Origin of the sequence: Paraburkholderia sp. J94 (assembly GCF_905220285.1) — a bacterium.
Taxonomy (GTDB): domain Bacteria; phylum Pseudomonadota; class Gammaproteobacteria; order Burkholderiales; family Burkholderiaceae; genus Paraburkholderia; species Paraburkholderia tropica_A.
The window spans coordinates 85,528-98,032 of sequence record NZ_CAJMZH010000025.1; the positions used below are offsets into that span (position 1 = coordinate 85,528).

The 12,505-nt window shown below is 65.8% G+C and carries 3 protein-coding genes; 1 reads left to right on the forward strand and 2 read right to left on the reverse strand.

Features of this window, described 5'->3' with window-relative positions; genetic code table 11:
- Positions 1–18: 18 nt before the first annotated feature.
- A complete protein-coding gene (locus U4Y88_RS35770; RefSeq protein WP_321789645.1) occupies positions 19–1,731 on the reverse strand; it encodes a ShlB/FhaC/HecB family hemolysin secretion/activation protein in 1,713 nt (570 codons plus the stop codon).
- 104 nt (positions 1,732–1,835) lie between these two features.
- Positions 1,836–11,453, reverse strand: coding sequence for a YDG domain-containing protein (locus U4Y88_RS35775; protein WP_415774543.1), 9,618 nt, complete (start codon positions 11,451–11,453; stop codon positions 1,836–1,838).
- A 756-nt stretch (positions 11,454–12,209) separates the two neighbouring features.
- Here U4Y88_RS35775 and U4Y88_RS35780 point away from each other — a divergent pair.
- The coding region (locus U4Y88_RS35780; protein ID WP_321789649.1) for an SUMF1/EgtB/PvdO family nonheme iron enzyme at positions 12,210–12,505 on the forward strand (296 nt) is incomplete at its 3' end.

Below are 12,505 nucleotides of genomic sequence, written 5' to 3' on the forward strand. Positions count from 1 at the left end.
GTTCACCGTATCGTCGCACTAGAACGATTTACGCATCTGTAGCCAGCAGTGGACCGCCGTGCTGGCGTTGGCGCTCAGTATTTCGGGCGTGCGTCCGAATGGAAACGCGACGCTCGCCGTCACCAGCAGCTTGTACGGCCCGTTCCATTGCACGCCGAATCCCGCGCTGCTCAACTGGCCGGTGTTTGGACCGGACACGAACACGTTCTTGTACTGCTGCACCCAGCCCGTGTCGACGAAAGCCGAAAACTGCCAGACGCCAGGAATCTGCTGAAACGTGGCGTCGTGGCGGTATTCGAACGTCGCGAGATAGCCCCGCGAGCCCGACAGCACGCCCACATCGTAGCCGCGCACGCTGTCCGGGCCGCCCAGATAAAACTGCTCTGATGTATCAAGATTCTTGCTGGCCGTCTGACCGGAAATTCCCAGATAGAGCGCATCGTGACGCGCGAGCTGTTGCAGCCGCGACACCGAGACGGAAAGCTTGACGTAGTGCCCCGCCGTATCAGCGCCGAGCTGGTCGACGATATCGGTTTGCAGATTGTTCGCCGCGAGTACGCCATACGTCATCGCGATGCGCGCGTTGATCACGCCCGTCGCGTCGAGTTCGTCGCCGGCGAGCGTGGTCGTGAGGCTGTTGGTGTGGCGATCGTTTTGCAGGCCGATCACGTCGATGTTGTCGTTCAGCCGCCGGAAATCGTATTCGACCTGGCCGTACAGATTGCCACGCGTATTGCGGATGATCGGCTGGGCGAGCACGACACCGCCCACGAACGCGGACCCGTGCGCCTCCAGATCCGATAGATCGTTGCCGAGGTGATAGTCGAGGCCCGAGATCGTCGCGCCGAGCGTCGTGCCCTGACCGTTCAGCAGATAGCGATAATCCATGCGGCCATACGTCATGCCATGTCCCGAGGTCAGCGCGCTGAAATCCAGCAGATCGCCCTGATTGAACAGTCCATTGATGTTCAGATTGCCGCTGCCGCGCACGCGTCCGCTATACGGGTCGCCGAAATTGTCCACGCCCGCGTCGGCGCTCACGCGCTGCTGCGGCGTCACGTCCACGAGCAGATCGGACGTGCCCACCGCCTCTCCAGGCCGCATCGTCGAACTCACCACCGCGCCGGGAATGTCCTGGAGTAGCAGCAAGGTGCGCTCCAGTTCGAACTCGCTGACGGGCTGGCCGCTCTGCAACGCGCCGAGGGTGTTGTCGAGCACGCGCGACGACACGCTGCTGCGATTCGTCATCGATACCGCGCCATAGCGCGCTTCCGCCACGTCGATGCGCACCACGCCGCTGTCGATGGTCTGCGCGGGCACGTAGGCAGTGGCAAGCGGATAGCCGTGCTCGTGATAGACGTCGCTGATGCGGTCGGCCAATGCGTTGAGGTCCGCGAGCGTCAGGTCCTTGCCTTCGCTCGGCGCCACCACCGCGCGCAGCAGCTCGGCGGGCAGTTCCGTGTTGCCGGTGATCTCGATCGAGCGCACCGGGAAGCGCTTCGTGCTGTCCGCGGGGGCGCTGGCAGGCGGCTGGATCGTCAGGTCGAGATTCGAGGCAGGCGGCTGCACCGACGGCTGCGGAACTTGCTGAAGCAACTGGCCGCTGCCGCTGTTCACGGGCGCTGTCGCGCGCACCTGGGCGTGCGCGCCGGGCGCCGCGGTGGCGAAGGCGACAGCAACGGCGAGGCCAATCCGGTTTCTATGCAGGCGTTTCGAGCGATTCTCGATCATGGTCTCGGTTCGAAGATGTCGTGCATCGTGAGCCCCGCGCGTGCGCGAGCGTCGACGTGGTGGTTGACGCGAACTTCTGCCTGCCGTTGCGCCTGAGCGCCGTTTCACTGACCGGGCAAATGCACGCCTCCGTCGAGCACCGTCAGCGCGAGGCCGGGACGGAAGTCCGGGCGCGCCACGTTGCGCTGGTTCGGGCGGTCCTCCTGCATCTGATTGCCGGTGTAATGGCCCTGCGCCGTGTCCGCCGCCATGCCATACGGCGTCTGCACGCCCGACGGCCCGAGCGGCGCCTGCACGCCTGCCAGCGCGCCGATGGGCACTGGCGCGACGGGCGTGATGATGTCGGCGGTGAGGCCTTCAGGCTGCACGAGCACGTAGTTGCCGGCGTCGGCGCCGCCGATCGTCATCGCGGTGCGCACGGGCTTGTCGAATCCCACAGCGGGATCGTTGAAATAGCCCACGGTATCGTTGCCGAGCGTCACGCTGTCGCCGCCAAGCACGCCCACGAGACGGTCGCCGTGCAGCGTGTCGTAGACGGTGCCGTTGTAGGTGCGATTGGTGGTCTGCGTATCGGCGACGTTGAGCGTCGCTGGCGTGATGCTGACCCAGTCCACGCCGCCCACCAGCGTGTAGTTGCTGCCGGACGCGGCGCCGTTGCCGCTGAGCGTGTAGCCGCCAAGCCCGCCGGACGCGAACGCGTTCTGGCTTCCGACGTTCTTCGTTGCGAGCGTGCCGCTGCCCGAGAGCGTGAGCGTTTCGCCGTTCACGCCTTGCAGCACGCCGCTCGTGCCGAACAGGTTCGCCGCCGCGCCGGTCGTCGCATCGTAGACGCGGCTGCCGGTCAGATCGAGCACATAAGGCGCGATCGACGCCGACGTGGTCGCTGTCGTGTTGAACGTGTAATTGGCGGCGTCCGCGCCGCTGCCCGAGATGCCCGTCACCACGATGGGAATGCCGCTGCCCGCATTCGGCGTCACGAAATTCGCCGACTGCGCGCTCAAGCTCACGCTGTCGCCGCTCAGGATGCCGCTGCTGGCGAGACCCACTGATGCCGTGCGCGTGCCGTCGTAGACCTTGTTCGCGCCGGTGGCGTTGACCGTCACGGCCAGCGGCGTGATTGTCACCCAGTCGGCGCCGCCCGCGAGCGTGTAATTGCTCGCGAGTGCGGCACCGTTGCCGCTCAGCGTGTAGCCGTTCAGGCCGCCCGCGGCGAATGGCTGCTGCGAGCCGGCGTTGCGCGTGCCGAGCGTGCCCGTGCCGCTAAGCGTGAGCGTTTGACCGGCGACGCCCGCAAGCTGGCCGCCGTTGCCGAACAGGCTCGCGCTCGCCGTATTCGTGCCGTCGTACACTCGGCTGCCGGTCAGGTTCAGCACGGCGGGCAGGATGTCGGCGAAGGCGATCGCCGAGGTGTTGTACGTGTAGTTGCTCAGCGCGCTGCCGCTGCCCGTGATGCCCGCGACGTCGACCTGAATGCCGTTGCCCGCGTTCGCCGAAACGAAGTTCACGCTGCCCGCCGTGAACGTGGCCGTGTCGCCCGCTACGAGGCCGCTCACGCTGAAGCCGTTGGGCGTCGCTGTCGTGGTGGCGTCGTAGGTTTTATTCTGTGCGCTGGCCGTCACGGTCAACGCGCGCGCGGTGATGTCCGCGCTCGTCACCACCACGCGGCTGCCGAAGGTGTAGTTGCTGATGTCGGCGCCGTCGCCGTAGAGCCCGACCGTGATCGGAATGCTCGTGCCCACGTTCGGCGTGGCGAAGGTCGCCGAGGTGTAGCCGACCGATGCGCTGTCGCCGGCCTCGAGGCCCGTCACCGTGAAGCTCGCGAGTTGCGCGGCCGTGGTGCCGTCGTAGACCTTGTTGTCGCCGACCGCCGTGATCGAGATCGGCTTCGGCGTGATGTTGACCCAGTCGCCCGCGCCGCCGCCGAGCGTGTAGTTGCTCGACAATGCGCCGTTGTTGCCCGTCAGCGTGAAGCCCGCGAGACCGGTCGCCGTGAACGGCTGCTGGCGATTCGCGTTCTTGCTGGCGAGCGTGCCGCTGCCAGAGAGCGTGAGCGTTTCACCGTTCACACCGTTCAGCACGCCGCTGCTGCCGAACAGGGCGGCGTCGGCGCTGGTCGTGCCGTCGTAGACGCGCGTACCCTGCAAGGTCAGCACGTAGGGATAGATGTCGGCCGTGGTCGTCGCGCTAGTGTTGAACGTGTAGTTGCGCGCGTCCGCGCCGCTCGCCGCGATGCCGTTCACCGTGACCTGAATGCCGGCACCCGCGTTGGGCGTGGCGAAGGTCGCGCTGTTGAAGCCGAAGCTCACCGCGTCGCCCGCGAGGATGCCGCTGGGCGCGAGCGTCGCCGATGCCGCCGTCGTGCCGTTGTAGTAGCGGCTCGCCGCGCTCGCGCTGACCGTCACGGCCAGCGGATTGATTGTCACCCAGTCGGTGCCGCCCGCGAACGTGTAGTTGCCCGCCGACGCACCGTTGTTGCCCGTGAGCGTGAAGCCCGCGAGTCCATTGGCCGCGAACGGCACCTGCGTGCCGGCGTTTTTCGTCGACAACGTGCCGGTGCCGGAGAGCGTCAGCGTCTCGCTGTTCGCGCCCGTGAGCACCCCGTTATTGCCGAACAGGCTCGCGTTCGCGCCCGCCGTGCCGTCGTAGGCGCGCGTGCCGGTGAGATTGAGCACGAACGGCAGGATGTCGGCGGCGGTCGTGGCGCTTGCGTTGTAGGTGTAATTGCCCGCATCGGCGCCGCTGGCCGTGATGCCGTTCACGGTCACGCGAATGCCAGTGCCCACGTTCGACTGGGCGAAACTGGCGTCGGCAGACGCGAAGCCGAAGCTCACGCTGTCGCCGGCCAGCACGCCGGTCGTCGCGACGCTCGCGTTGGCCGCCGTCGTGCCGTCGTAGGTTTTGTTCTGCGCGCTGGCCGTCACGGTGATGCCGAGTGGCGTGATCGCGCCGGTCAGGCCCGTGGGCTGCGTCAGCGTGTAATTGCCCGCGTCGGCGCCGCTGATCGTCATCGTGGCCGCTGTGACGGTCTTGCCGCTACCGGCGTTCTTGTCGGCGAACGTGCCCGTGGTATCGTTGCCGAGCGTCACGCCGTCGCCCGCGAACACGCCTGCGAGCGCGGCGCCGCTCAGCGTCGCCGCCGTCGTCGCGTCGTAGACCTTGGTGTTCACGCTCGTGCCGGTGACCGAGAGCAGCGCGGGCGTGATCTTGACCCAGTCGTCGCCCGCGAGCGTGTAATTGCCGGGCAGCGAGCCGCCGATGCCGGTGAGCGAGAAGCCCGCGAGTCCGTTCGCCGCGAACGGCTGCGCGGCGTTCACGTTCTTGCTGGCGAGCGTGCCGCTGCCCGACAGCGTGAGCGTTTCGCCATTCGCGCCCGTGAGCACGCCGTTGTTGCCGAACAGGCTCGCGTTCGCGCCCGTTGTGGCGTCGTACACGCGCGCGCCCTGCAGGTTCAACACGAACGGCGTGATGTTGGCGCTCGTCGTCGTGCTGCTGTTCTGGAGCACGTAGTTGCCCGCATCCGCGCCGCCGAGGCTGATACCCGCCACGGCGATCGTGATGTTGTTGCCCACATCCTTCTGCGCGAAGGTCGCGGATGTATCGGCGAAGGTCACGTTGTCGCCCGGCACGACGCTCGCGCTGCTCAAGGCGACCGTCGCGTTGGTGTTGCCGTCGTAGACCTTGTTGCTGCCCGTGGCGCTCACAAGCACGATCGGCAGCGTCGTGATGCTGGCCGTGAGACCGGCGGGCTGTACCAGCACGTAGTTGCCCGCGTCGGTGCCCGCGATCGTCATGCTTGTGGTCACGGGCTTGGCGGTACCGACGTTCTTGTCGTTGAACTGGCCCAAGGTATCGTTGCCAAGCGTCACCGTGTCGCCGCTAAGCACGCCCTGCAGCGTCGCGCCGGTCAGTTGCGCGTTGGTGTTGCCATCGTACTGCTTGTCGTGTGCGACCGTGTTGGCGACGGTGAGCGTGGCCGGCGTGACCGTCACCCAGTCGCTGCCGCCCGTGAGCGTGTAGTTGCTCGCTTTCGCCGAGCCGTCGCCGGTCAGCGTGTAGCCGCTGAGGCCATTGGAGGCAAACGGCTTCTGCGCGCCGACGTTCTTGTTGTTCAGCGTGCCCGTGCCGCTGAGCGTCAGTGTTTCGCCGTTCTGGCCCTGCAGCACGCCGCTGGTTCCGAACAAGGTCGCGGCGGCGGCGGCGGTGGTGTCGTAGACGCGCGTGCCCTGCAAGCTCAGGACGCGCGGGGTGATGTTCGCCGTGGTGTCCGCGATCGTGTTCGAGAACGTGTAGTTAGCCGCATCGGCGCCGCCCGCGGTTATGCCGGTCACATGCACCGCGAGATTGCTGCCCACATCTGACTGCGAAAAGTTGGCTGCCTGATCGCTGAAGCTCACCTGGTCGCCGCTCACCACCGCCGCGCTGCGCAGATTGACCTGCGCCGCCGTGGTGCCGTCGTATTGTTTGTCGATGCCGGTCGCGGTGATCGTCGCGGCCAGCGGCGTGATGCTGGCCGTGATGCCGGTCGGCTGCACCAGCGTGTAGTTGGCCGCGTCCGTGCCGGAGATCGTCATGCTCGTGCTGACGGGCTTCGCCGTGCCCACGTTTTTGTTGTTGAAGTTGCCCGCGGTGTCGTTGCCGAGCACCACGCTGTCGCTACCCAGCACGCCGGACAGCAGCGCGTTTTGCAGCGTCGCGGCCGTCGTGCCGTCGTAGACCTTGTCCAGCGCCGTGGTGTTGAGCACCGTGAGCGTGGCGGGCGTGATGGTCACCCAGTCGGTGCCGCCCGCGAGCGTGTAGTTGCTCGCGAGTCCGCCGCCGCTGCCGTTGCCGAGCGTGAGCGTGCCGAGGTTCGCGAACGCAATCTGCTTGCCGACGTTCTTGCTGGTGAGCACGCCCGAGCCGCTCAGCGACAGCGTCTCGCCGTTGACGCCGTCCACCGTTCCCGCGCTGGAGAACAGGCTCGCGTTGGCGCCCGTCGTGGTGTCGTAGACGCGCGTGCCGGTCAGATTGATGATCTTCGCCGTGATCTGGCCGCGGGTGCCCGTGGCCTGGGTCGGCAGCGCGTAGTTCGAGAGATTCGTGCCGAGCGCCGCTGTGTAATCCGGCGGTTCGAGCGTCGCGCCAATGCCGATGTTGATGCCGACGTTCGGCGAGAAGTAGCCGCTCGACGCGGTCTGCGTGACCGTGGCGCTCTGGTTGCCGACAAAGCCCGTGACCGCGAAGTCCGCCGCGCCCAGCGTGACCGAGGTCGTGCCGTCGTAGGCCTTGATGGGGTTGCCGGTGATCGTGACCGTGAGCGGCGCGGGCGTGATGTTGGCCAGCAGGTTCGAGGGCTGCGAGACGGTGTAGTTGCCCGCCTGCGCGCCGCCCAGCGTGAAGCCGCTCGCGGTGACCTGGATGTTGGTGCCGGCGTTAGCGGTGGCAAACTGGCCTGTGGCGCTGCCCGAGGCGAGCGTGACGTTGTCGCTGCCGAGCACGCCCGCGAGCGTCGCGCCCGTGCTGTTGACGGTGGCCGTGGTCGTGCTGTCGTAGACCTTGTTGTTGGCCACCGCGCCGCTGATCGTGAGCGGCGCCGGCGTGATATTGGCAGTGAGACCCGTGAGCGGCTGCAGCGTGTAGTTGCCCGCCGCGCTGCCCGCGATGCTGAAACCGCTCGCCGTCACGGCGATATGGCTGCCGACGTTCGACTGCGCGAACGTGCCCGTGGTGGACGTCGTGAGTGTGACATTGCCCGCGTCGGACGGCACCACCCCCGAGAGCTGGGCGGTGCTGACGTCGAGCGTGTCGGCGGTCGTCGTGTCGTAGACCTTGTCGGTGGCATACGCGTTCAGGATGTAAAGCGGCGCCGGCGTGATGGTGCCGGGGCCGGAAGCCGTGGTCGGCAGCAGATAGTTGCTCAGCAGCGTGCCGCTGCCGGCCGTATAGTTGCCCGGCACGAGCGCGCCGCTCACGATCCGGCTGCCTGCATTTGCCTGCGCGTAGTTGAACTGCGCGCTCGGTGAAATGGTGGCGCCCTCGCCGCTCACGAAGCCGCTTATCTGGAAGTTGCTGCCGCTCACGCGCGCGATCGCGTCGCCGTTGTAGACCTTGGTCGGATTGCCGATGATCGTGACCGTGAGCTGCGCGGGCAAAATCGTGCCCGTACCATAGGCCGTGACCGGGAACGAATAGTTGTTCAGGTTCGTGCCAGCGCCGGCGGTGAGATCCGACTGCGCGAGCGACGCGCTGACCGCCTGCGAACCCGCGTTCTTCGTCGCGTAGGCGCCGGTGATCGTGTGCGAGACCGTGGCGCTGTCCGTGCCGACGAAGCCGCTGAACGTGAAGTCGCTCGCCGGTATCGTGGCGATCGTGTTGCCGTCGTAGGTCTTCGACGGATTGTTGGTGATCGACGCCGACAATCCGCCGCTGATCGGCCGCTGCACGATCGTGCCCATCCCGGTTGCGCTCGTGGGCAGCGCGTAGTTGGACAGCAGCGTGTTCGGCCCCGCCTGGAAATTGCCAGACGTGAGCGACGTGCTGACGCCCTGATAGCCGACGTTGGCGGTGGCATACGCGCCCGTCGCGGGATAGGGACTCAGCGAAATCGACTCGCCGGGAATCGCGCCGCTAAGCTCGTAATTGCTGGCGCCGAGCGAGGCCGTGTTGTTGCCGTCGTACACCTTGGTCGGGTTGTTGACGATGGTGACGATCACGGGCGCGGGCGTGATGATGCCGCTCAACGAGGAGACGATGTCCGGGAACGTGTAGTTTGACATCGAGGTGCCTGCCGCGGGCACGAAATCCGAAGGCCGCAGCGCGGCCGAGATGCTGATGCCCGTGCCCGCATTGGGCGTCGCATAGGTCGCCGACACCTGGCCGATGGTCGCGCTCTGCCCGCCGACGAAGCCGGAAATCGAATAGTTCGACTGGTTGAGCGTGGCGTTGGCGCTGCCGTCGTAGACCTTGGTCGGCGAGCCGAGGAAGGTCACCGTGAGCGGCGCAGGCGTGATGCTCGCCGTGAGGCCGCCGACCGCGGCCACCGAGTAGTTGCCCGCCGCCGAGCCGCCGAGCACGAGGCCGTTCACCGAAACCGCCAGACCGTTGCCTACGTTCGACTGACTGAACGCGCCGGTTGCGCCGTTCGTCGTGAGCGTGACATTGCCGGCGTCAGCGGGCACAAGACCGCTGATCGTTGCGCCGCCGAGATTGAGCGAGGCAGTCGTGGTGGCGTCGTAGACCTTGTCGTTAGCTGTCACGCCCGTGATGGTGATCGACTTGGGCGTGATGTTGGCGGCGAGATAGGCCGGCACTGATATCTCGTAGTTGCCCGCTTTCGCGCCCGTGAGCGTGAAGCCCGAGGGCACGACGGAAATCTGGTTGCCGACGTTCGCGGTGACGAAAGTGCCCGCCGCGCCACTCGTATCGAGCGAGACCTGGCCGCTGTCCGCGCTGATCACGCCGAACAGCGACGCGCCGTTCGAATTGAGCGTGGCCGCGCGCGTGCCGTCGTACACCTTGTTGCTGGCGATCAGCCCGCTGATCAGCAGCGGCGCGGGCGTGATCGTGCCGCTTCCAGTCGCCGCCGTCGGCAACGTGTAGTTCGCGAGATTGGTGCCGCTGTTCGCGACGAAATTGGTCGACGTGAACGCTGCGTTGATTGCGATGCCCGTGCCGGCATCCGCGCTCGCGTAGGCCACCGAACTGGCCTGATTGACGCTCGCGCCCTGCCCCGCGACGAAGCCGGTGAAGCTGTAATTGCTCGCGGTGAGCGGCGCCGACGTGGTACCGTCGTAGACCTTGGTCGGATCGTTGACGATGCTCACCGTGAGCGGCGCGGGCGTGATCGTACCGATGTCCGCCGACGCGAGCCCTCTGGCCTGATAACCATAAACCGGCACGCCGCCCGCCGTGGTAACGACAACGCCCGCGAAAGTCGTCGGCGAATTCACCGTGATGCCGGTGCCGGCGTTCGCGGTGGCGTACGTGCCGGTCGCGCTGGCGATCACATCGCCGTTGACGAGGCCCGTCGTTTGCAGATTGGCGCTGGTCAGGTCGGCCGTGGTCGTGCCGTCGTAGACCTTGGTCACCGTGCCCGTGAGCCCGGTGAGCGTGATGGTGGGCGCGAGTTTGTACAGGAAGCCGTTGCCTGAGGCAGCCGGCGCGGTGCCGAACGGTGCGTTATACTGAATGAATGACGGCGCGAGGCCGCCGGTAGTGTCGAGCCGCGGATCGCTCGAGTAAATCCGCCAGGCCGCCGAGGTGCCTGTGCTCACGGCGGCGCTGCCGGCGTTATTGACGAAATTTGCATTCGTGCCCAGCTCGACGCCCGCCGCGCCGGTGATCGCCGCGCCCGCCGCGATCGTCAGATTGCCGGTGCCCGCCTGCATGGTCACCGCGCCCGCGCCGCTCACCGAAGCATTCACGTTGATCGCGTTGAGCGCCTCCAGCGTGAGGCTCGCGGCCGCGTTGGTCCAGCTGATCGCCGCGTTCACGTTGATGTCGCCCGCGCCCGGCGTCTGCTGCCCGGCGCCCGTCGCGCCCGAGGCCGTCGTCTGCTCGACGACGTTGGTGCCGCCGTTCAGGGTCGTCGAGATCTGCGTGGCCGCCGTCGCGTCGATGGTCAGATCGGTTGGATCGACGAGCCAGGTGCCCGCGCGGCCGAACGGCGCGGCCGCCGTGATGTGCGAGTCCGGTGCGACGCTGAAATGCGCCGCCGACGTTTCGATCGAGCCGCCGTTGCCGCCATTGGGCGCGCTCGCGTCGAGCGTGCCGCCGACGTTCACAGTGCCAGCCGCCATGCCGCCGAGCAGCACAATCTTGCCTTCGTGATCCTCCACCGTCTGCGCGCGGATCTTGCCGGTGTTGTTCACGGCGCTGGCCAGCAACGCGTCCTTCGCGCCGGCCGTCATGATGACCTGGCCGCCGTCCGCGACCAGCAGTTGGCGGTTTTCCGCGAGATTGTCGAGCGTGGCGGCGTCCACCTGAATATGCACGAGCTGCGCGCCGTCGAACGTGAGTGTGGCGGCGCTCGCGCCGGCCAGCGCGATGGTGCCGAGCCGAGCGCTCACGACGCCCTGGTTCGACGCCCGGTTGCCGAGCAGCGCCACATAACCGCCGTCGGCGGCGACGATCGTTCCCTGGTTGACGACCGTACCCGTGCCACTGCCCGAGAAACGCCGCGTGTTGCTGCCGAGCGTGTTCGAATCGACATCGAGCGTGGACGCAACGATGCCGCCGACATTCACGCGCGCCGACGGTCCGAATAGCACGCCGTTCGGGTTGATCAACCAGACCTGGCCGTTGGCATTCAGGTGTCCGAATATCTGGCTGGCCGTGCTGCTGGCGATGCGGTTGACGGCCAGCGCGCTGCGGCCCGGCTGCACGAAGTTCACCGTCTGGCCCGCGCCGACATCAAAGCCTTTCCAGCTCAACTGAAGCGTGGGGCTGCTTTGCTGGATGGTCGTCGTCGCTCCGGATTGGCTGATCGCACCCGATCCGGAGACAATCTGTCCACCAGTTGGTGCGGCCGTGGCCTGAGCACTCAGAATACATGGTAGACACGCACAGGCGAAATTGAATACCGCACGGCGCGGCCGCCCACGACGGCGCTGACACGAACCACGCACCCCATTTCGACGCGTCAATTCGGAAGCGACGACCCACTGCTCGAGCGATCGATTCCAGCACAGGGCAAAAATGTGATTCATGACATCGCCATATCCCGTTGGGAAACTGGACAACATCGCGTTGCCATCGCAACCTATGCAATTCGAGTGTCCGGATGTTTGGCTGCGCCTGTCAAATCGCGAACGCAGTCACAGTTTGGGAAACGCTCGCCCCGCACCTAGGGCAAGCGACCGTACGTAAGTTTTAGTAATTTTTTCAGAAACTGACCATAGGGATTATGGGCAACCCGATTGCCCTCAGGGGCAACGCCAGTTCCCCAAAAGATTCTGAATCGTTTCCTATCCCGGACAATGTGGAATGGCGACGGTGCAAGGAAGCAGGTGCGCACGCGTGACTGGCTAACTGTGTGTCGCTTCGAGCGGAAATCGAATTATTCTGTAACGCGGATAATCGTTGTTCAGTAAATTGAAATTAATGCGCAATGCAGACAACCATTTCGATGGCCGTAAATTATCCTGCGCGTTGCATTAAGTGCAGGATCAGGTAACGCAATAATCAATACCTCCATTCCATATTTTGGCGAGAGTCACACCAGCGCAGTGTCGCATTGCCCATTCGGGCAAAGTCGTTGCCCTTTTCCCCAATAGCGAACGCACAGAAATGCTGCAATAGTGGATGTTGTCTCACACGCTTCACCAACGTAGCCGCGAAGCCATGGCGAGCACTCGCGCCCGCGGTCTGTCTGCAATTCCGTCAGGCACCCTATCCATCCAATCATGTCAATTTCGTTTAGCAATATTAACCATGATATGGTTGCCAAAATTGAAACTGCGCCGTGGCCCGACATGGTGTTGGTGCCGGGCGGTACTTTCATGATGGGCTCCGACCATCACTACCCTGAGGAAGCGCCCGCGCACAAGGTCCGCGTGCGCGGCTTCTGGATCGATCGTCATGCGGTGACGAACGCCGACTTCCAGCGCTTCGTCGATGCCACCGGCCACATCACGTCCGCCGAGCGCCCCGCCAATCCCGACGACTATCCGGGCGCGCTGCCCGAGATGCTCGCGCCGTCCTCGGTGGTGTTCGCGAAGCCTGAGAAGCGCGTGGATCTGCGCAATCACTACAACTGGTGGACTTATACGCAAGGCGCCGACTGGCGGCATCCGCA

What these genes read in the sequence shown, in the direction of transcription:
- U4Y88_RS35770 (WP_321789645.1), bottom strand. Translation starts at nt 1,731, where the DNA reads ATGATCGAGAATCGCTCGAAACGCCTGCATAGAAACCGGATTGGCCTC.
- U4Y88_RS35775 (WP_415774543.1), bottom strand. Translation starts at nt 11,453, where the DNA reads ATGTTGTCCAGTTTCCCAACGGGATATGGCGATGTCATGAATCACATT.